This window comes from Lachnoanaerobaculum umeaense, assembly GCF_003589745.1.
GTDB lineage: Bacteria > Bacillota > Clostridia > Lachnospirales > Lachnospiraceae > Lachnoanaerobaculum > Lachnoanaerobaculum umeaense.
In genome coordinates, this window is the sequence record NZ_CP032364.1 from 201,929 (window position 1) to 224,476 (window position 22,548).

The 22,548-nt window shown below is 35.3% G+C and carries 19 protein-coding genes and 5 tRNA genes; 23 read left to right on the forward strand and 1 reads right to left on the reverse strand.

Annotation, left to right across the window (positions count from 1 at the left end):
• The first annotated feature begins 4 nt into the window (after positions 1-4).
• The 21 genes from srtB to D4A81_RS00885 all read left to right on the forward strand — a co-directional run bounded on the left by srtB (position 5) and on the right by D4A81_RS00885 (position 17,423).
• Complete coding sequence (gene srtB, locus D4A81_RS00790; RefSeq protein WP_111524459.1) at positions 5-766, forward strand: class B sortase; 762 nt, start codon at positions 5-7, stop codon at positions 764-766.
• Between the two features lie 109 nt (positions 767-875).
• Positions 876-2,126 carry a M20 metallopeptidase family protein gene (locus D4A81_RS00795; RefSeq protein ID WP_111524460.1) on the forward strand — a complete coding sequence of 417 codons (1,251 nt, stop codon included), beginning with the start codon at positions 876-878 and terminating at the stop codon, positions 2,124-2,126.
• Positions 2,127-2,265: 139 nt separating this feature from the next.
• Positions 2,266-3,021: a cell wall hydrolase gene (locus D4A81_RS00800; protein ID WP_111524461.1), complete on the forward strand. Its 756-nt coding sequence runs from the start codon at positions 2,266-2,268 to the stop codon at positions 3,019-3,021.
• Between the two features lie 153 nt (positions 3,022-3,174).
• Positions 3,175-3,249, forward strand: a tRNA-Pro gene (locus D4A81_RS00805).
• A gap of 25 nt (positions 3,250-3,274) precedes the next feature.
• Positions 3,275-3,348, forward strand: a tRNA-Arg gene (locus D4A81_RS00810).
• A gap of 7 nt (positions 3,349-3,355) precedes the next feature.
• A tRNA-Gly gene (locus D4A81_RS00815) sits at positions 3,356-3,426 on the forward strand.
• Between the two features lie 28 nt (positions 3,427-3,454).
• Positions 3,455-3,528, forward strand: a tRNA-His gene (locus D4A81_RS00820).
• Between the two features lie 7 nt (positions 3,529-3,535).
• Positions 3,536-3,607, forward strand: a tRNA-Gln gene (locus D4A81_RS00825).
• 73 nt (positions 3,608-3,680) lie between these two features.
• Positions 3,681-3,809, forward strand: a complete 129-nt coding sequence (locus D4A81_RS13615) for a hypothetical protein (protein WP_278321275.1) — start codon at positions 3,681-3,683, stop codon at positions 3,807-3,809.
• Positions 3,810-4,071: 262 nt separating this feature from the next.
• Positions 4,072-5,157, forward strand: coding sequence for a 3-isopropylmalate dehydrogenase (leuB, locus tag D4A81_RS00830; protein ID WP_111524462.1), 1,086 nt, complete (start codon positions 4,072-4,074; stop codon positions 5,155-5,157).
• A 35-nt stretch (positions 5,158-5,192) separates the two neighbouring features.
• On the forward strand, positions 5,193-6,869 hold the full coding sequence (ilvD, locus tag D4A81_RS00835; protein WP_111524463.1) for a dihydroxy-acid dehydratase: 1,677 nt from the start codon (positions 5,193-5,195) through the stop codon (positions 6,867-6,869).
• A gap of 8 nt (positions 6,870-6,877) precedes the next feature.
• Complete coding sequence (gene ilvB / locus D4A81_RS00840; RefSeq protein ID WP_111524464.1) at positions 6,878-8,566, forward strand: biosynthetic-type acetolactate synthase large subunit; 1,689 nt, start codon at positions 6,878-6,880, stop codon at positions 8,564-8,566.
• Positions 8,567-8,600: 34 nt separating this feature from the next.
• On the forward strand, positions 8,601-9,683 hold the full coding sequence (serC, locus tag D4A81_RS00845) for a 3-phosphoserine/phosphohydroxythreonine transaminase (protein ID WP_111524465.1): 1,083 nt from the start codon (positions 8,601-8,603) through the stop codon (positions 9,681-9,683).
• 9 nt (positions 9,684-9,692) lie between these two features.
• Positions 9,693-10,856 carry a phosphoglycerate dehydrogenase gene (locus tag D4A81_RS00850; protein WP_111524466.1) on the forward strand — a complete coding sequence of 388 codons (1,164 nt, stop codon included), beginning with the start codon at positions 9,693-9,695 and terminating at the stop codon, positions 10,854-10,856.
• Between the two features lie 97 nt (positions 10,857-10,953).
• Positions 10,954-12,189 (forward strand): DUF1015 domain-containing protein, encoded by a 1,236-nt coding sequence (locus D4A81_RS00855; RefSeq protein WP_111524481.1) that lies wholly within the window; start codon positions 10,954-10,956, stop codon positions 12,187-12,189.
• Positions 12,179-12,553, forward strand: coding sequence for a M48 metallopeptidase family protein (locus D4A81_RS00860; RefSeq protein WP_111524467.1), 375 nt, complete (start codon positions 12,179-12,181; stop codon positions 12,551-12,553). Before D4A81_RS00855 ends, D4A81_RS00860 begins: the two co-directional genes overlap by 11 nt.
• Before the next feature lie 14 nt (positions 12,554-12,567).
• Complete coding sequence (locus D4A81_RS00865; RefSeq protein WP_111524468.1) at positions 12,568-13,050, forward strand: DUF1700 domain-containing protein; 483 nt, start codon at positions 12,568-12,570, stop codon at positions 13,048-13,050.
• Positions 13,051-13,501: 451 nt separating this feature from the next.
• Positions 13,502-14,278, forward strand: a complete 777-nt coding sequence (locus D4A81_RS00870; RefSeq protein WP_111524469.1) for a C40 family peptidase — start codon at positions 13,502-13,504, stop codon at positions 14,276-14,278.
• 159 nt (positions 14,279-14,437) lie between these two features.
• Positions 14,438-15,214: a GNAT family N-acetyltransferase gene (locus D4A81_RS00875; protein ID WP_111524470.1), complete on the forward strand. Its 777-nt coding sequence runs from the start codon at positions 14,438-14,440 to the stop codon at positions 15,212-15,214.
• Between the two features lie 69 nt (positions 15,215-15,283).
• The gene (locus tag D4A81_RS00880; protein WP_111524471.1) at positions 15,284-16,387 is read left to right on the forward strand and encodes a phosphoribosyltransferase domain-containing protein; all 1,104 of its coding nucleotides are present in this window, start codon (positions 15,284-15,286) and stop codon (positions 16,385-16,387) included.
• Positions 16,380-17,423 (forward strand): cysteine protease StiP family protein, encoded by a 1,044-nt coding sequence (locus D4A81_RS00885; protein WP_111524472.1) that lies wholly within the window; start codon positions 16,380-16,382, stop codon positions 17,421-17,423. Before D4A81_RS00880 ends, D4A81_RS00885 begins: the two co-directional genes overlap by 8 nt.
• A 180-nt stretch (positions 17,424-17,603) precedes the next feature.
• Here D4A81_RS00885 and D4A81_RS00890 read toward each other — a convergent pair whose 3' ends face one another.
• Positions 17,604-18,563, reverse strand: a complete 960-nt coding sequence (locus tag D4A81_RS00890) for an HpcH/HpaI aldolase/citrate lyase family protein (protein WP_111524473.1) — start codon at positions 18,561-18,563, stop codon at positions 17,604-17,606.
• 176 nt (positions 18,564-18,739) lie between these two features.
• Between D4A81_RS00890 and D4A81_RS00895 the strand changes: the two genes are divergently transcribed.
• The gene (locus D4A81_RS00895) at positions 18,740-20,215 is read left to right on the forward strand and encodes a S1C family serine protease (protein ID WP_111524474.1); all 1,476 of its coding nucleotides are present in this window, start codon (positions 18,740-18,742) and stop codon (positions 20,213-20,215) included.
• Positions 20,216-20,244: 29 nt separating this feature from the next.
• A complete protein-coding gene (locus D4A81_RS00900) occupies positions 20,245-22,500 on the forward strand; it encodes a YceG family protein (RefSeq protein ID WP_111524475.1) in 2,256 nt (751 codons plus the stop codon).
• Positions 22,501-22,548: the final 48 nt, after the last annotated feature.

Here is a 22,548-nt window from a genome sequence, read left to right on the forward strand (position 1 = left end):
TAAAGTGAAAGAAAAAATAAGAATAGTATTATGCTGTATATTTTTGGCAATAGCGGTATATTCAGGATTTAATATAGTAAGGATACAAAGTGAATACAAAAAGGGTGTGGATACCTATAAAGAGATTGATAAGTATACTATAGAACAGACAGCAGAACAGATAAATGTGGGGAGTGTGGAAAATACTGTTGAAGAAAAGCCTTATCCAGAGGTGGATTTTAAAGGATTGAAGTCCTTGAATGAAGATGTTATAGGATGGATATATATACCTGATACAGAGATAAACTATCCTATAGTACATACAGCAGATAATGATTATTATCTGGACCATATGGTGGACAGAACAGAAAATTCGGCCGGTTCGATATTCTTAGATGCAAGAAATCCTAGTGATTTCAGTGATTTGCACAGTATAATATATGGACATCATATGAAAAATGGAAGTATGTTTGCCGCATTAAAGGGATATAAGAAGCAGGAATTTTTTGATGAACATAAGGTAGGTTATTTGATAACTGAAGCCGGAGTATATAGAATAGATTTCTTCGCAGGGCATGTGGCAAATGTGGAAGAGGATGCGTGGCAGCTGGATTTTTTAGACAATGCAGAGTTTGATAAATGGATAAAATACCTGAAGGATACTTCAGCATTTCAATCAGATATAGATCCCCAATATGGTGATAAGATTTTTACACTTTCCACTTGTAGTTATGAGTTTGATGATGCTAGATTTATATTGACCGGTAAGCTGACAAAAATCGAATAGGGAAAAGGGTCGGGAGCAGAATTGTTCTTGACCCTTTTTTTTAAAAGTGATACTATAAGAAAAACCTATTAATTGAGTAGGAATAAAGGATAGAATAAAAGAGGATTTTATGAATATATTAGAGGAAGTAAAAAAAATACATGAAACTTTGGTGGAACTTAGAAGAGATTTTCATTCACATCCTGAACTGAGTATGCAGGAGTATCGTACAGCTACAAGAATAGAAGAAGAACTTGATAAGCTTGGAATAGAGCATTATAGAAGTACGAATACAGGTGTTATAGGATTGATAAGAGGTATGGCAAAGTCAGAGCCGGCAAAAAATATCGGATCAGATGAATCTGAAAGTAATGTAGGACATCAAAACAGTACCAGAGAAGGAAAGGATAGAATAGTAGCACTTAGGGCAGATATAGATGCTCTTCCAATACTTGAAAGAGATGACAGAGAGTACTGCTCTATAAATCAGGGTATAATGCATGCCTGTGGACATGATGTTCACAATACTTCCTTGCTGGGAGCAGCTATAATACTTGCAAATAATAGGGATAAGTTTGCAGGGACTGTAAAGCTTATATTCCAACCGGGAGAGGAAATAGGTGCAGGTGCTCAGACTATGATAGAGAATGGTGAAATGAAGGGTGTTGAGAGAATTTTCGGATTACATGTGGCACCGGATCTAAGATGTGGAGAGGTAGGTGTTACAAGTGGTATAAATAATGCCTCTGTTGATCATTTCAGGATAGAAATAGAGGGAAAGGCAACACATGTGTCCACACCTCAACTTGGAACGGATGCACTTTATATAGCAGCTCAAACAGTTGTGGCTTTGCAAGCCTTGGTGACAAGGACTACATCACCTATAGATCCTGTTGTAATAGGTATAGGTATATTGAATTCGGGAACTTCTTATAATATTGTCTCAGGAAGTGGAATTATAGAGGGTACGACCAGAACTACATCAGCAAAGACTAGGCAAGAGGTAAAGGATAAGGTAACAAAAACTGCAAAAAATATAGCGCAAATTTATGGTGGAACTGCCAAAGTTGTTTGGAAGGATTATACATCAGCTCTAATCAATGATGATAGAGTATCAGAGGAAGTTAGAAGTATTGTCGAAGATATTTTGGGAAAAAATGCAGCAAAGATCAGACCTATATCTCTGGGTGGAGATAATTTTGCAGAGTTCCTTTTGGAGGTTCCGGGTGCGTATGCATATCTTGGAACTTCCAATGAGAGATTGCCAAACACTTTGATACAGATACATAATGAAGGATTTGATATAGATGAGAAGGCTTTGGACATAGGGGCTGCATTGTATGCAGAGTATGCCATAAGATGGCTTAATCTTGAATTTTAAATGAATAAATTATCTCTATTGTTTTAAAATATATTAAAATATACTTACAAAAAGATGACAAGTTTAATATATTATTGACATTTAGTTTAATAATTAATATAATTCTAAAAATTAGCGATTGTATTAAAGGAGAGACTTTATGCCAAGAATAACATCGCTTCTTAAGTCTATATGTGGAAAAATCATGGCAATACCCATGAAAATCACAAAGAAGATGTACAGACAGATGGCATTGCTTACAATAGGTGGTGCAGTTGTAAGTGCTGTTGCATTTTCAAGCAATGGATTTGCGGGAGGCGGAAAGAATGCTGTCAGTGCGAATGTCATCAACTCTGCTGAGGATGAAACTTCAGAAGAAGATGTGTCGAACGAGACAAGCGATATTTTGGATAATGCCGGATTAGATAATACAACTGTTGTGGAGGGACACATAGATCTACCAAGGATCGAACAAAAGGAGACCGGAAATGAAAAGATGGAAAGACTTCTTGATGAAAGACGAGTGGCACTTGGTTTATCTTCTCTAACAGTGGAGGATTATAATAATCTGCTAAGGATTGTAGAAGCTGAAGTAGGTGACAATGATGTTTATGGTAGAACTATAGTAGCCAATGTGGTTATAAATAGAGTTAAGTCAAGCCATTTTGAAAACACCATAACAGATGTTATATTTAGCAAGGGACAGTTTTCACCTATAAGGGATAAGAGGTTTTTTAAAGTCAAGGTAAGTGAGGCGACAATCAAGGGCGTGAACAATGCATTGATGGGAGAAGACTACTCAATGGGAGCACTTTATTTTATGGATAGAGCTTATTCCTCAAACCATGCGGTTGGATGGTTTGATTCATCTTTAACATATTTGTTTTCTTATGGAGGTCATGAATATTTTAAATAAATTGTAGTTTTATGTATGCCCCGGAAAGGGCTTTGTTTGGATTGCATTTTCCGGGGATAAAAAATTTTGAAAAAAATAAAAAAATACTTGACATTACAATGACGCTTAGATATAATGCTGTATGTGTCTGAGAGAGATACAAAAATAAATCAACGGGGTGTGGCTCAGTTTGGCTAGAGTACCTGGTTTGGGACCAGGGGGTCGCAGGTTCGAATCCTGTCACCCCGATTTATTTTCTTAAAAATTAATATTCGAGTCTGTAGCTCAGCTGGATAGAGCATCGGCCTTCTAAGCCGAGGGTCAGGGGTTCGAATCCCTTCAGGCTCACTGATATGCAGGTGTGGTTCAATGGTAGAACATCAGCCTTCCAAGCTGAATACGTGGGTTCGATTCCCATCACCTGCTTTTTATCATAATAATATGGTACATTATGGTGGGTATAGCGCAGTTGGTTAGCGCGCCAGATTGTGGCTCTGGAGGCCGTGGGTTCGAATCCCATTACCCACCCTTTTATTGGGTCATCGCCAAGCGGTAAGGCACAGGACTTTGACTCCTGCATTCGCTGGTTCAAATCCAGCTGGCCCAGTTATATAGAAGTATGTTGATAACACCTTTGGGTGTTATTTTTAGAATAAGCGTGATAGCTTTGGGAGGTGTTTATGGACATTATGCCAATTTTTGCAGGTATTGTAGGGCTCGTTATAGTAGTGGCGGTTGCGGTATCTGCGGGTACTATGGCAGCGGTTTTCGGTGTTATAGCAGATGATGATGAAGATGATGAATTTTAGAAAGAAGGGCAGAGATAAATTCTCTGCCTTTTTTGATTTTATCAAAGATACTTAACTAAATGTTATGGATAGTATAGTAAATATATATGAAGAAATGAAAGAATAGTTGACAGTAAAGTTGAAAAAAGTTTTATTTTAAAGTATTATGATAAGAAAATCTTTTAAAATAAGGAAATTGGATTCTTTTAAAAGATTTATAAAACCGGTATGAAATAAATTTCATTACTGTATAAGCATGATAAATGCAGAATGGAGATGGAATATGAAAGCGAAAATAGCATTAATAAATGGTGATGGTATTGGACCGGAGATAGTAAGAGAGGCAAAAAAAGTTCTTGAAACTATTGAAAAAAAATATGGTCATGAGTTTATATTTACAGATATAGATATGGGAGGATGCTCTATTGATAAATATGGAGTACCGCTTACAGATGAAGCAATAGAGATTGCAAAGAGAAGTGATGCAGTACTGCTTGGAGCAGTAGGTGGAAATGTCGGCAATTCAAGATGGTATGATATTGCACCTAATCTAAGACCGGAAGCAGGACTTTTGAAGATAAGAAAGGAACTGGGACTTTTTGCAAATTTAAGACCGGCACTTTTGTATAAGGAACTTGCGGATGCTTGTCCTCTAAAGACTGAAATAAGCAAAGCCGGTTTTGATATGGTAATAGTCAGGGAGCTTACAGGAGGTCTTTACTTTGGAGACAGATATACAAAGGAAATAGATGGTGTAAGAACTGCAGTGGATACTTTGGTCTACAATGAAAATGAGATTAGAAGGGTGGCAAAGGTTGCCTTTGATATCGCTTCAAAAAGAAGAAAGAAGGTTATCAGTGTAGACAAGGCCAATGTACTGGATAGTTCCAGACTTTGGAGAAATGTGGTAGAGGAAGTAGCAAAGGAATACAAGGATATTACATTGGAGCATATGCTTGTAGATAATGCAGCTATGCAGCTTGTAATGAATCCGGCGCAGTTTGATGTAGTGCTTACTGAGAATATGTTTGGAGATATACTTTCTGATGAAGCAAGTATGATAACAGGCTCTATAGGAATGCTCTCAAGTGCAAGTTTGAATGAGAGCAAGCTTGGACTTTATGAGCCAAGCCATGGTTCAGCACCGGATATTGCCGGAAAGAATATTGCAAATCCTATAGCAACAATACTTTCAGCTGCAATGCTTTTAAGATATTCTCTGGGACTTGATAAGGAAGCTGATAATATTGAAAAGGCAGTTGGAAAAGCTTTAAAAGATGGTTTTAGGACGGCTGATATTTACACTGAGGGAATGACAAAGCTGACCACCACTGAAATGGGCGATAAGATAGTGGAGTATATAAATTAAATTTTACAGTATAGACTGTGATAGAAAGAGGGAATATGGATAATTTACGCTCAAATAATATGAAATCAGGTATGCAACAGGCACCTAGCAGATCGCTGCTAAATGCAGTTGGAATGACACCTGAAGAAATGAGAAAACCTATAATAGGTATAGTAAGCTCATTTAATGAGATTGTACCGGGACATATAAATTTAGATAAAATTTCAGATGCGGTAAAGCTTGGAGTGGCTGAGGCAGGTGGAATGCCTGTAGTCTTTCCGGCGATTGCAGTATGTGACGGAATAGCCATGGGACATTTGGGTATGAAATACTCACTTTGTTCAAGAGATTTAATAGCAGATTCTACAGAGACTGTAGCTATGGCACATCAATTTGATGCACTTGTAATGATTCCGAACTGTGATAAGACAGTACCTGGAATGTTAATGGCTGCAGCCAGACTCAATATACCTACAGTATTTGTATCAGGTGGACCTATGCTTTCAGGTAAGGTAAAGGGTAAGAATACATCACTTTCAAGTATGTTTGAGGCGGTTGGAGCATATACAGCAGGCAAGATCAGCGAAGATGATGTATTAGAATATGAAAATAAGACATGCCCTACCTGCGGCTCATGTTCAGGTATGTACACAGCAAACTCTATGAACTGTTTAACAGAAGTTCTTGGAATGGGACTTAGAGGAAATGGAACAATACCTGCCGTTTATTCTGACAGAATCAGACTTGCAAAAAGAGCAGGTTATGCTGTAATGGAAATGCTAAAGAGAGATATTCGTCCAAGAGATATAATGACAAAGGAAGCATTTATAAATGCACTTACCATGGATATGGCACTTGGATGTTCCACAAACTCAATGCTTCATCTTCCGGCCATAGCTTATGAGGCAGGAGTTGAGTTAAATGTAGATATTGCAAATGAAATCAGTGCAAAGACTCCAAATCTTTGCCATCTTGCACCGGCAGGACATACCTATATAGAGGAGCTGAACGAAGCCGGCGGCATCTATGCGGTTATGAAGGAAATATCAAAACTTGGACTTTTAAACCTTGACTGTATGACTGTTACAGGAAAGACAGTAGGTGAGAATATAAAGAATGCAATCAATCTGGATACAGATGTTATAAGGCCGGCTGAGAATCCATATTCGAAGGTAGGCGGTATAGCAGTACTTAAGGGAAATATAGCACCTGATTCTTGTGTTGTAAAAAGAAGTGCGGTTTTACCAAATATGTTGAAGCACTCAGGACCGGCAAGAGTCTTTGATTGTGAAGAAGATGCAATAGAGGCGATCAAAGGTGGCAAGATAGTACCGGGAGATGTGGTAGTTATTAGATACGAGGGACCGAAAGGTGGTCCGGGTATGAGAGAGATGTTAAATCCTACATCAGCAATTGCCGGAATGGGACTTGATGATACAGTAGCACTTATTACTGACGGTAGATTTTCAGGTGCTTCAAGAGGTGCATCGATAGGCCATGCTTCACCTGAGGCAGCAGTTGGAGGTCCGATAGGACTTTTGCAGGATGGAGATATCATAGATATTGATATTAATGCAAATACTGTTAATGCTAGAGTGAGTGAAGAAGAGTTTGCTAAGAGAAGAGAAAATTGGAAACCGAGGATAAATGAAGTTACCGGATACCTGGCAAGATATAGAAAGCTGGTTTCAGGAGCTCCAAGAGGTGCGGTTTTAACAGTTGACGAATTATAGGAGGATAGATGGCTAAATTAAGTGGTTCAAAAATAATAGTTGAATGTCTACTGGAGCAGGGGGTTGATACAGTCTTCGGTTATCCGGGTGGTGCAATATTAAACTTGTATGATGAATTGTATAAGTATCAGGATAGAATAAAACATATACTTACCAGTCATGAGCAGGGAGCTGCACATGCTGCAGATGGTTATGCCAGAGCAAGTGATAAGGTAGGAGTATGTTTAGCTACCAGTGGACCGGGAGCTACAAACTTGGTAACAGGTATTGCCAGTGCATATATGGATTCCATACCTGTAGTTGCCATAACATGTAATGTAGGTAATAATCTTCTTGGAAAGGATTCTTTCCAAGAGGTGGATATAGCGGGTATAGTAATGCCTGTTACAAAGTATAGCTTTATAGTAAGAGATGGAAACAAGCTGGCTGATACTATAAGAAGAGCTTTTAAGATAGCGGTATCCGGAAGACCGGGACCTGTATTGATAGATATTACAAAGGATGTCACAGGAGATAGCTTTGAATATGAGTATAAGGAACCTGAGAAGGTAAAACCTCAGGTAAGCGTTACAGAGGAAGAAATATTGAATACTATCTCACTTATAAGAGGATCAAAGAAGCCTTTCGCATTGGTAGGTGGAGGTGCTATCCTCTCTGATGCCAGTGAAGAGCTAAGAACTTTTGTTTCAAAGGTGGATTGTCCGGTAGCAGATACCCTGATGGGTAAGGGAGCATTTGACGGTTCCAATGAGAAATATACCGGAATGGTAGGTATGCATGGAACAAAGGCAAGTAACCTTGGTATAACAGAATGTGACCTACTCATTGTTATAGGTGCCAGATTCTCTGACAGAGTAATAGGTAATGCTAAGAAGTTTGCAAAGAATGCAAAGATTCTTCATATAGATGTGGATGCGGCTGAGATAAGCAAAAATATCAAAGCTGATTACAGCTTGATAGGTGATGCAAGACTGATACTTAGAAAGTTGAATGCAAGACTTGATCCGGTTCATCATGACGAGTGGGTAGCGCATATTGAAAGATTAAAGGATATGTATCCTATAAAGACCAATAAATCTAATCTTACAGGTGAGTATATAATAGAAACTATTGATGAAAAAACCAAGGATGATACTATTATTTCTACAGAAGTAGGACAGCATCAGATGTGGACAGCACAGTTTTACAAGTTCAAAAATCCAAGAACTTTCCTTACTTCAGGGGGACTTGGAACTATGGGTTATGGGCTTGGAGCGGCTATAGGTGCAAAAGTTGCTATGCCTGATAAGACAGTGGTAAATATTGCCGGTGATGGTTGCTTTAGAATGAATATGAATGAAATAGCTACAGCTACCAGATATGATATACCTATAATTCAAGTGATTATCAATAACCATGTGCTTGGAATGGTTAGACAGTGGCAGAATTTATTCTATGGAAAGAGATATTCACAGACAATACTAAGAGATAAGGTAGACTTTGTGAAATTGGCTGAGGCTATGGGAGCAAAGGCAAAGAGAGTTACTACAAAAGAGGAGTTTGATGAGGCGTTTGATGAGGCATTGAAGTCAAATACAACTTTTGTTATTGAATGTGAAATAGATTCTGATGAGAAGGTATTCCCAATGGTGTCTCCGGGAGCCGCAATATCAGATGTCTTTGATGAAAAAGATTTAAAAATAAACCCTATAAAATAAAAACGTAAATAACAAGTAGTATAAGGAGATTATTATGGGAAGAGTGTATAATTTTAGTGCCGGACCCGCGGTACTTCCGGAAGAAGTTTTAAGAGATGCAGCTGCAGAGATGCTTGATTATAATGGAAGTGGAATGTCTGTTATGGAAATGAGTCATCGTTCCAAGGTTTATGAAAACATAATAGAGGAAGCGGAGAAGGATATAAGAGATCTTTTGAACATTCCTGACAATTATAAAGTACTTTTCTTACAGGGCGGTGGACATACACAGTTTGCCATGGTTCCAATGAATCTTATGAAGAACAGAAAAGCTGATTATATTATTACAGGACAGTGGGCAAAGAAGGCTTTTCAAGAGGCGAAGATGTATGGTGATGTAGTGGCGGTGGCTTCAAGTGAAGATGAGACCTACTCATATATTCCGGATTGTTCAGATTTACCTATAAGAGAAGATGCAGACTATGTATATATTTGTGAGAACAATACAATATATGGTACTAAGTTCAAAACATTACCAAATACAAAGGGCAAGGATCTGGTAGCGGATGTTTCATCCTGTTTTTTGTCAGAACCTATGGATATAAGTAAGTACGGCATTGTTTGGGGTGGTGTACAAAAGAACATAGGACCGGCAGGAGTAGTTATCGCAATCGTAAGAGATGATTTAATTACAGATGATGTATTGGAGGGTACCCCTTCAATGCTTAGATATAAAGTACATGCAGATAATAAATCTCTTTACAATACGCCACCTGCATATAATATTTATATCTGTGGCAAGGTGTTCAAATGGATAAAGTCTCTAGGTGGACTCAGTGCTATGAAGGTAAGAAACGAAGAAAAAGCTAAGATCTTATACGACTTCCTTGATTCATCCAAGCTCTTTAAGGGAACAGTAAGAAAAGAAGACCGTTCACTTATGAATGTTCCGTTCATTACAGGAGATAAGGAGATGGATGCAAAGTTCATTAAAGAAGCAGAAGCAAACGGTTTTGTAAACTTAAAAGGCCATAGAAGCGTTGGAGGAATGAGAGCCAGCATCTACAATGCTATGCCTAAAGAAGGTGTAGAGAAACTTGTTGAGTTTATGAAGAAGTTTGAAAAAGAGAATGCATAAGGAGATATGATGAAGAATATACATTGCCTGAATCCTATCGCAAGTGTAGGAACAGATATATTTGATGAAAATTATAAGTTTACAGATAACATAGAAGAAGCGGATGCTATAATGGTAAGATCTGCTGCTATGGGAGATATGGAGTTCTCAAAGAATTTGCTTGCCATTGCCAGAGCAGGTGCTGGAGTAAATAATATACCGCTTGATAGATGTGCTGACAATGGAATTGTGGTGTTCAATACTCCGGGTGCAAATGCCAATGGAGTAAAGGAGTTGGTGATTTGTGGAATGCTTTTGGCTGCCAGAGATGTAGTAGGCGGTATAGAGTGGACAAGAAGCATCAAAGATTCGGACACTATTTCAAAGGATGTGGAAAAGGGTAAGAAGAACTTTGCAGGCTGTGAGATTAAGGGAAAGAAACTTGGAGTTATTGGACTTGGTGCCATAGGTGCTGAAGTGGCAAATGCTGCTGCATCACTTGGACTTGAGGTATTCGGATACGATCCTTATATTTCTGTAAACTCTGCTTGGAGACTGTCAAGAAAGATAAAGCATATTACAGATATAAGTGAAATATTTAGAGAATGTGATTATATTACCTTACATACACCGCTTACAGATGATAATAAAGGAATGATTGGAAAAAATTCCATACCACAGATGAAGGATGGTGTGGTAGTATTAAACTTTGCAAGAGATTTGCTTGTAGATGATGATGAGATGGAAAAAGCGTTGGAGAGTGGTAAGGTTGCAAGATATGTTACAGACTTCCCAAATACAAAGTCTGCAAAGATGGAAAAGGCCATAGTTATACCTCATTTAGGAGCTTCTACGCAGGAAAGTGAAGATAATTGTGCAGTGATGGCGGCAAATGAATTGGTGGATTATCTTGAGAATGGTAATATAAAGAATTCAGTAAATTACCCGAGTTGCGATATGGGTATTTGTCAGGTTGAAGGAAGGGTTGCACTCTTACACAAGAATATTCCAAATATGATTGGTCAGATTACCTCAGCATTTGCAAAGAATGGTTACAATATTTCAGATCTTACAAACAAATCAAAGGCAACAAAGGCATACACTCTTATTGATATAGAGAGTAAGGCAAGCCAAAAGCTTGTAGACGAGTTAAATGATATTGAAGGTATTTTGAAGGTAAGGGTTATAAAATAGATCAAAAAGGGGTGGTAAAGTCTTTATGGTTTTACCACCTTTATTATATATAGTTCTTATGATAGAATTATATAATCAAAAGAAACCGGAGGAAAATATGGCAATAGTAAAATCTTTCAAATGTGTAAGACCTGGTGATGATATGGTAAAGCAGGTGGCATCACTGCCATATGATGTATATGACAGAAAAGAAGCAAAGGCGGCAGTAGCAGGTAAGCCATATGCATTCTTAAATATTGATAGGCCTGAGACGGCGTTTGATGACGATTTTGATATGTACTCAAAAGAAGCTTATTTAAAGGCGAAAGAGCTATATGATGAGTTTAAGAATAATGGTATATATAAAAAGGATGTTGAAAACAGCTATTATCTATATGAGCTTACAATGAATGGAAGAAGCCAGATAGGAATAGTAGGCTTGGCAAGTGTAGATGATTATTTGAATGATATTATAAAAAAGCATGAGAAGACCAGAGAAGAAAAGGAAATCGATAGGATAAATCATGTGGATATAGTAGATGCACAGACAGGGCCTATATTTTTGGCATATAAGAAAAATGATGATTTGAAAAAGATAATATCAGAAAATAGTTTACTTGAGCCAATATATGATTTTGTTTCAGAGGATAATGTAAGACATAGAGTATGGAAGATAGATAAATTTTATAATGACCAAATATTTGAATGCTTCAAAAATATTCCGGCACTTTATATAGCCGACGGACATCATAGAGCAGCTTCTGCAGTAAAGGTAGCACTAAAGAGAAGAGAAAAAGAAAATAATATTGATGCAGAATATAATTATTTTCTTTCTGTAATCTTTGATGAAAGGCAGCTGCATATCCTTCCATACAATAGGATATTATTGGAATCTAATGAAAAAAGTACAGAAGAGATAATAGATCTGATATCTGAAAACTTTGATATGAAGGAGAGTCCAATACTGGAAGAAATCAAAGACAGACATGAATTTGGAATGCTCATAAATGATAAATTCTTCATTTTAAGAGCAAAGGAAAATGTACTTGCCGGAGTGGAGGGAGATAGTATAAAAAGCCTCGATGTATCAATACTTCAGGATATGGTACTTGATCCAATATTTGGAATAAAGGATCCAAGAACTGATGAGAGAATAAAGTTTGCAGGTGGTATCAGAGGAGTATCCTATTTAAAATCGGAGTTGGATAGTGGAAATGGTGTTGTAGCATTTTTGATGCATCCAACCTCTATGGAAGAGTTGTTTGCTGTAGCAGATGATAATAAGCTTATGCCGCCAAAGTCAACTTGGTTTGAACCGAAGCTTAGAAGTGGCATTTTCATACATGAGATATAATGAAGATTTTCACATAATATTGCCATCAGAAAAATATGAAAATATGGTGCATTTTTGGATGCATTCTGATGGAGGAAAGATATTTAAAAAGAAATTGAATGATTTTGCAAAGAAGATGAATGTTCACTTCAATATGGTAAGGATAAAGAATGTTAAGACTATATGGGGAAGTTGTTCTTCAAAGAAAAATCTAAATTTTAATTTCAAACTGTTTTTCTTACCGGAAAGCTTGATTGATTATGTATGTGTACATGAATTAGCACATCTAAAACAAATGAATCATTCAAAAGAATTTTGGTTAGAGGTAGAAAAACAGATACCGGATTATAGACTGAGGAGAGAGGAACTGAAAAGATATATTTGAGAATGGAGTAGGATATGACGAAGGAAGAATTTCTGGATGGACTGAGAAAGGCTTTGTTTTCTACAGGTTCAGCATCACTTATTGAGGAAAATATAAGATTTTATTCTTCATATATTGATGATGAACTCTCAAAAGGAAGAAGCATTGACGATATAATGGAAGAGCTTGGTGATCCAAGATTGATTGCCAATTCCATAAAAGTTGCAGCGGGATATGATGATGTATTTACAGGATTGAACAATGAAGCATATATGAATAATGACAGATATGAAGAAAAAATCAATACTGAAAATGAAGAAAAAGGGAATGCAAATTTTAAAGCGTATAATTTATCCGGTAAGAGCCTTATTTTGCCGATTATTATCATATTAGCAGTGGTTTTGGTGGTAATTGCTGTAATAGTAGCTGTATTTTCTTTTTTGGCACCGGTATTATTGCCTATAATAGGGGTATTGATATTGGTAGGATTAATAAAAGGAATATTATATAAGAGGTAATAGCAAGGAAAGTGTTACAAAAGTATTACGCGATGTAATAATTTGTCGGGTTCAAGCTATAAAATTAAGATATATCAAACTATAGGTAATATCTTTATAGTAATTAAAAATAAAAAATATGAATATTTGTTTTATAATAAGAATTACTTACTGAAAATTCAAATGCAAAATAAAGACATAAAAAAGTTGATTCTGAGGTAAAAAATATAAGAAATTAACAATGAGGTTATAAATTTCGAGTGAAAACGGTGTTTATAGCCTTTTTATTATTATAAAAGGAAATTGAAAAAAATATAAAATTATTTATAAAAAGCTTGACATATATATAATCGAAGTATATACTATGCTTTGTAATAATTACTTAACAAAAACAAAATGTTTGTAATTATTAAATCAAGGATTTTAATACCAACGTAGTTGGTTTACTATATTAAGGATTAAGGAGCCCAGAATGAATAACACTAAAAAAATTATAATTGGAATTTTATCAGCAATGACTATTACTACACTTTCACCTGTTACATCTTTTGCAACAACAGTTAGAAAGATCTCATATCATCAGTATGGTGAAAAAGTTTTGAATGGTCCTGCTTTAAAAAGTGGAACATATATAGTTACAGTTGAGGCAAGCTCACTGGACATATATAAGAGCATGACATCAAATGAGACTATTGGTAAGGCGAGTAGAGGTGATGTATTCCAGATCTTAGAAGATATGGGTGGCGGATATGCAAAGGTTTCATACAATGATGTAGAAGGCTATATATCTATAAAGAGCGGAGATACTTCTATTGAGGAGATGGATTCAGTAGAGGAGGCAGCAGCTTCTGCAACACAGAGTATTGTAAAGGCTACAGAAACAAATAAAAGAGAAGCAGTTATAAACTTTGCTAAGAGTTTTGTTGGTGGAAGATATATTTATGGTGGAACCAATCCTTATATAGGTGCGGATTGCTCAGGATTTGTAAAGTATATCTTGGCAAATACTGTGGGGGTTTCACTTCCAAGAACATCTTCAGAGCAGTCAGGAGTAGGTGCTACAGTTACAAGTGCAGATCAGCTTCAACCGGGAGATCTTCTTTTCTACGGTTCGGGTAGATCAGTGAGCCATGTTGCAATGTATATCGGTGATGGAAAGGTAGTACATGCTTCATCATCAAGGACAGGAATAATCATTTCAAATTATAACTACAGACCAATCATTCGTATGGCTAATGTCATAGGATAATCATAGTCGCTGCCCGAAAAAAGCGTTGGGCAGCTTTTTTCAGTGAGTATTTAAACAAAAAGATTCGGAGTTTTATTCATCTTATTGTAGTATTAACCCATTCTTTGTGTTAAACTATGTTTATTAAAGATAAAAAGAAAGAGTAGACGAGGAAGGGTTATGATTGAACTTGGTTTGAAGGAAAGGGAAGGTCTGTCAGAATTAGCAACGGATGATATACTAGTCAGGCTTGCACTTGCCGGAAAATGTGGAAGAGTCTGGATACCGGCTACAGGTGCAGCTTCATACAGCGTTATAAAAGTATATCATTATATGTATATAGTAGGAGTTACTCCAAAGAAGGACAGAGCTGTTTCTTTGTGGGGAACTATTGCAAGACATGGAGATGGAGCATATATTATCCCTACTTCAGAGTCTTGGATAGATTGGCTTGTAGAAAATATAGATTGTAGATATAGGAATTATTCAAGATATGTTTTACAATTTACAGGTGTTGAGAGTGTAGAATTATTACAGGAGCTGAACGCTGCGTTAGAGGAAGGCTTGAATATAGATAAAGTAAGACCTGAAGATTATGACATATTATTGAAAGATATGTGGAGTGAGGATTATTCTGCATGTTTTGATAATAGCAAAGATTTTGCTAAAGATGCAATGGGATATATGGTTTATAAGGATGGAGAAGTTGTAAGCGGCTGCATGGGTAGACCATATGGAGAGGAGTTTATTGAGCTTGTATTTGCTTCAAATCCTGAGTACAGGAGAAGGAATCTGGCTTTGACAGCTGCATCTAATATTTCGCTTTATCTAGAAGACAAAAAGATAAAACCATATATAGATGTTAGAAATCAGCACTCAGTGGAGTTGGCTTCAAGACTTGGCTTTGAATTTATAAAGGAATATCAGGTATATCAAATTTATAATTCAGAAGATTAATTCTAAGAAAATATTTTAAATATAGGGGTGGCGTCAGTCACCTCTATATTTATGTAAAAAGGTAGAAATATGGAGAAGATAAGCATTGCAAAACGCCTTAATAATAATAAAAGAGGCTATTTGATAATAAATGCAAATCAAGGTAAGCATAAGATTGCCTTGATAGAAGATGTGAAAAATGAATATGCAACTCTGGCAGATTTATCTAGAGAAATATTAAAAAATGCGTTGGTAATAGGATTTGCCGAAACAGCTATAGCTATAGGGGCGACTCTTGCAGAGAGTGTAGGAGCATTTTTTATGCAAACGACCAGAGAAAATATTTGTGCATATAATGAGTACATACATTTTACTGAGGCACATAGCCATGCTATGGAGCAAAGGTTGGTACTCTCAGATATGGAAGAAATCTATCATCAAGTGGATAGAATAGTTTTTGTAGAGGATGAAATAACCACAGGTAATACCATATGGAATTGCATAGAAGAGATAGAGAGTATATTTAAGGGCAGAAAGAGATATGCTATTGCAACTCTTTTAAATACCCTCTCTGAAGATAGGAAAGCTTTTTTTAAAGAGAGAAATGTTGATATTGTTTATATAAATTACATAGATAAAGAAAGCTTTGAAGAAGATGTAATTGATACAATAACTGACGGAGATGTATATAGAATAGATAGTAAGTCGCTAAATAATTATGTGAAAGAGATAAGCTTTAAGACTGATATAAGAACAAGAAGACTTTTGAACATACAAAAGCTGGATGCTGAAATAGAAAGGCTGGAGGGCTTTTTAGAAGAAAAGTATAATCTTAGTGAGATTTTAAAAAACAAGAAAACCATTACTGTACTTGGAACAGAGGAGTTTATATATGCCCCCATAAAATTGGCTGAATATATAGATAATATATCAGATGCAAAGGTCTATGTGCATTCATCTACAAGGAGTCCGATAGAGGTATCAAAAACATTTGAGTATCCACTACATGCCAGATATGAGGTCAGAAGCATTTATGATAAAAACAGACAGACTTATATATATGATTTAAAACAATCTGATGTATTTTTCCTCTTTACAGATGGTAAAGACAACGAAGGAGAAGCTGATATTTTGGAGGCTATCAGACTTTCCGGAAATGAAAATATATATTTGATCAGGTGGGATAATGAATAGTAGTTATAAAAATGATGATGTAATATTTCTTTTAAAGGATGTTACAGGGCTTGTAGAGCCTTTGCCAAGTATAGAGAGGGAAAAGCTTATACAATCCGGTATGCACTATAGCGAGATGTTGCCGATAGAGTATATACCCACTGAGGAATATATGGAAATATATTTTGATTCATTTAAAATTTTTGGTCAGTCTATGGCAAATGCTCTTGCTTCCTTGGCAGACAAGATAGTGAAAAAAAGGGATAGTATAGTATTGGTCTCGCTGGCAAGGGCAGGTACACCGATAGGTATACTCTTAAAAAGATATATAAAATGGAAATATAATATAAGTTTGCCACATTATTCAGTTTCAATAATAAGAGACAGAGGTATTGACGACAATGCTATGAAATACATTTTGGCTCATCACAAGGCGGAGGAAGTTCTTTTCGTAGATGGCTGGATAGGCAAGGGAGCCATATTAAAGGAATTAAAGTTGGCTTGTAAAAATTATAAAGGAGTATCTCCGGAACTGGCAGTGGTATCAGATCCGGCAGGTGAAACAGAGCTGGCAGGTACTTATGATGATATCTTTATTCCAAGTTCTGCACTGAATGCTACAGTCTGTGGACTTGTAAGTCGAACATTTTTAAGAGATGATATAATAGGTAAGGATGATTATCATGGCGCAATATATTACAGAGAATATGAGAAAAATGATCTAAGCTATCATTTCATCAACAATATAGAAAAACTTTTTAGAAAGGACGCAAAGCCTGTTAGTTTCATAGGTCAAAGAGGTATTATAGAAGTGGAAAAACAGGCCAAGAGATATGGTATTAAGGATATAAATCTTATAAAACCGGGCATAGGTGAAACTACCAGAGTTCTGTTAAGGAGAGTTCCTTGGAAGGTGCTTGTGGACGAGAGGTACAAAGATGACAGGGAACTTAAACATATACTAAAGCTTGCCGCAGAGAAAGAGAGCGAAATAGAATATACAAGACTGAATAATTATAAATGCATGGGAATAATAAAGAAAATGAAGGACATTTAAAGAAAAGTTTTTTCGGCTGATAAATTAATTTAGGACCTACAGCATAAAATAAAAATATCCTGACAAGCTGTTTTATGGTTACTTGTCAGGATACTTTTTTATCAATCAAAATGCATATCTTAAATATTGATTTTTTAGATGCATTGTAATAATTATGGATAGCATTCTACGATATCCTCTTTAATATTTTTTCACACCGAAATACTGTGCAAGTAAAATGATTTCCATTGCCCAGTTGTAATGAATTTTAGGTTCGTTTATTCTGGTATTATTTACATTGGGACAAGTTTGATATATCTTCTTATCATCAAGTACATTAAGAGCATCATCATAGTCTATACTTGGTACTTTATAAGCATCATTTAATACTAGTATTTGTTTGGGATGAACTATGGTTTTGCCGATAAAGCCATGTAATTTATCAAGTTCTATTTCTTTTACAAGTCCTTCCTGCCATCCGATGCCGGCATAGTATTCAAAGGCAGGTGCAGATATTATATAATCACTTGAAAATGTGGTGACAATGTCTGATAAAAGTTTTGCAACAGGTCCGCTTTGATAGATATTTTCATCAACCTTATGTCTGACACAGAGCATATTTAGGATGTTTCCGGTTGAAACAAGGATATTTAAAATATAGTCCTCATAGCTGGAAAGTTTTTCCTTAATAGCATATAGATGATTGTAACGGTTTCTTAAGTCAAGTAATGCCATACAGTCAAGCTCAGGCAGAATATATACAGGGGTAGACAATACTGAATTTATACGTTGCATTTCATAAATATATACATCTGCATTTGATACAGAAAAATCAGGCAGTATAAAGCCGGTTATTAAATCCAATAGGCTACCAAATTTTTTATATAGATGTGTTATATGAGAGGTTGATAAGACTTTTATGAATAGTTTTGGAATATAGAAATTTCTATCTTTCTTCACTACAAAAAGCTTATCTAAGGTTTTAATCAATATATTTTCGGCTTTATCAGCCTCAGCATCATTACTTGTAGTATCAAATGAGAATGCCAGTGAAAAAGGAATATTAAATTTTTCAAGTATAATATCATCTAGGATATTTGTGTCATTTGCAGCTGTGTAAAGTAGTGCACCTACACTATAGTAAATACTGGAATCTTTCATAGTCATCCTCTGTAAAAAAACATTTAATATATGCTTATATTTTTCGCTAATATTGATATAATTATATCATATATTATATAATGATACTAGGGTAAAAAGGTATAGAAGCTTTATTGCAAGCTTGTTTGTTATGAGAGAACTTTTGAACCGCAAAAATAGCATTAAATGGAGCTGGTATGATCAAGTACAAATTGAATCCAATAAAAATAAACAGTATAATGGAGTTTGGCAGGATAAAAGGGAATAGAGCCGGAGATAATAGAAACACATATATGGTAAAGTTTGTAGGTGCAAATGAGAATACCAATAAGGATATAAATTCCCTAAGAAAATATCTGACAGAGGAAATGTATCAGGGAAGAATCTATTATAAATACATTGAATCCCTTGAAATAAAAGTAGATTGTAAAGCACAAAAAGATGCATATGAAATATTTCTTTCCACAGGGCATATAGATGTTTCAATAGTGAGAAGCAAAAATATATCTGAAACTGAACTCGTTTCTGCGATAAATTCAATGCAAAAACTTATATACCAATATAAGAAGAATGTATCTGATACAATACTAAAAAATATAATGGTAAAACTTTTGTATTGGTTGGAAGAAATATTCTCTGACATAAAAATAGATGGAGATAAAAATATAAAAGTTATTGCAGAAAACATAAAAAAAGATTCTGAAATTTATTTTTTTGTTTTCTTGAACTTACTGGGAATGGATGTATGTTTATTACAGTATTCAACTGACATACCTATGATGGAAGATTATTATTTTACAAAAAAAATTGGAGACTTTTTTGAAGGTAAGATGATATTCGAAGATGTGAGAACTTTACCTTCTGCAGATATAAGACCTGTAAATATTCCTAAAGCTCAAGATGATAAAAATAAGAGAGTGACTATAAGCCTAGAGGCAACAAGGAGAAAAGATAGGGATAATAAAGTTAAAGCCACACCGCCGGGTATAAGTGAAGGAAGCCAAAGAGTTGAGCCATCAGATACAAATGGAGTAAGACAAAGAGTTACTTCACCGGGAAAAAAAGTTACTATGCCGCCATCAAATATAAAAAGAGATAGAGAGCTTAGCTATGTGGAGTTGGCGAGATTTTCTACATCTATAGTTATGATTGCAATATTTGACAATAGGCAAAAGGTAGTGGGAACAGGCTCAGGTATAATGATTGGTAGAGACGGTTTTATATTGACAAATCATCATGTTATAAAAGGTGGTTCCTTTTTTGAAATAAGAATTGAGGATGATGAGAAAATATATGCGACGGACGAGGTTATAAAATATAATCAGCATTTGGATTTGGCAATAATTAGAATATCTAGGGTATTGAATCCTTTGAAACTTTATGATGGAAGAGAGGCACTTGTTAGAGGGCAGAAAGTGGTGGCAATAGGAAGCCCACTTGGACTGTTTAATTCAGTTTCAGATGGGATAATATCCGGTTTTAGAAACATTGACAATGTGGATATGATACAGTTTAGTGCACCGACTTCGCCGGGTTCATCCGGAGGTGCAGTTTTAAATATGTATGGAGAAGTAATAGGTATAAGTACTGCAGGTTTTACTGAAGGACAGAATATAAATCTGGCTGTGCCATATGATGCTCTGTATAATTTCACAAAGAGCTTTATACGATAATAAGATACTACTTGAAAGGGGATGAATGCATGTTATTGCATCAAAAAATAAAAGGGCTTGAAGACTTTTTTAAAAAGTTGAGTGAAAGAAGACCAAGAGGAGTATATTTTTATAGAATAAATTCCTATGATGAAACAATACTCAAATTTATCAGAAAGTATTATGAGTTGGCAAAAAAAGAAGGTGCAATCATTGATACTAATATAGAAAATCCTACAGCCAACAATATAGCATATTTCAATGAAATAATAGGGGATAAATATGTTCATGGGCCGGGATTTATGGCGGAGGCTTTAAAGAAATGGCTGCCTAGAATAAGGGATTATCAGAGGGCCTCTATAGCTGACGGTATATATGATACTTTGGAAGTTTTGAGAAGACAGGGCAAGAACATTGACATATTGAAGAATAATTTTATTAGGATAATGTGCTGGCTGTACTATAATTTTTATAATATTATGGAAAAGCTTGGCAGTGAAGATATACCGAAGATTATATTCTGGGGTAATGTGAACTTCTCAGAACTTTCAACTTTAAAAATTCTATCAAATGCAGGAGCAGATATTATTTTGGTCCAACCGGGCGGTGATGCAAAGTACATGGCGATAGATCCGAAATCGGAGTTTTCCATTGATTTGAAGATGGGAACGGAAAGCTTTCCGCCCGGATTTAACCTGGATTGGTTATTAAAGCTGTATGAGGATGATAAGAATAAAAAGCTTTTATACAGCAATAATACAAATATAATTGCCAATACTAATGCCTGGATAAGCGGTGATATTTTTGAGGATTTGAAGAACATAAGAAGAGGTGAGAATACAGGATTTTTCTACAATATGTTTGTTAGGATAAATGGCTGTGATAACAGAAATACTTATATTAATAATTTATACTTATTGTATCAGGACCTAAAAAAAGCTGATAGAAGAGTAAAAGTCATAAATAATGGAATTTCAAATCCAAGTGTAGATGAAATATCAGGAATAAAAAGAGGCAATTATGCAAATGAAAATCAGCTGATAATGGATTTGAAGAAAAATATCACATTAAAGACAAATACATTTGTAGATGTTGCAAGGGATGCCTTTGTTGATACTATGATTGAAGTCAGCAAGTTGATGAATATGGACCTCAATAAAATTATGAACAAGGGTATATATATACTGTGCTGGTTTAAAAGATATATATTTGAGCTACTAGGAAATACAGATATACATTCTCCTGCACCTATACTCATATATTTTGGAAATGTGGAGAGCGACACTGAAAGTCTGTTTTTAAATATGGTGGCAAAGTTGCCTATAGATGTGCTTATATTCAATCCTGAGAAAAAGAAAGATAAGCTATCAGGTGAGAAACTCTATGAAGTGCGTTTTGAGGAAACTCTGAATGTAAAGGAATTCCCTACAGATGGAGGTAGCCTCACAATGGGTACAATGGCATATAATGCGGAGAGGGATCTGGATACCATAATGTATTCAGATAGTGGAATGTACAGAGATATGCAATTTGCAAAGGCAAATATAATAAAGCTTTCGACTACTTATGAGGAAATAGCTCTCTATTGGAAACAGGAAGCCAGATTTAGACCGAACTTTTCAACTGTAGATGAAGTGGTAAATATTCCGATAATATTTGCCAAAATCTCAGGCATTGCAAACTCCGATACAAATATGTATTTTCAAAATATAAAGGATTTGATAACTGATACTACTTTGATATATAAGAATGAAAACATTTATAAAGGAAATAGCAGTGTTGCATCAGGTGTACCGTCGTTTTATAAAAATGGAAGATTGGATAAGGATGCAATAAAGCAATCACAGATTTATAAATATGATTTTTTAAGAGCGGAAACACAGGACTATATTTTAGATAAATTATCAGAACTTTTAAAAAGAAAAATCATAGTTGGAACAGGGCAAAATGGAGTAGAATATAAGATTATTACAATAGTATTAGATTTACCTAAGGAAATTTTAAGATTTATACAAAGCTTTGATTTTACAAAATGCCCTCCAAAGCTTATAATAGTAAATACAACAGAAAGTATTATTTCGTTGGAAGATAGTGTAATTGTTGCCTTTTTGAATTTGATAGGATTTGATATATTATTTTTTATACCAACAGGCTATGATAATATCAGCAAATATTTCAATAATCAGATAATGGAAGAGCATATAATTGGTAATTATCTTTATGATGTGGTTATACCAGATTTCAATAGACTAAAGCCTGCAAAAGAAAAGAAAAAATCATTTTTTGCAAGGATTTTTGGTCGATGAAAATGAATAATGAACCTTTGTGGCAGCAATTTTGTGAGCACAGGGCAT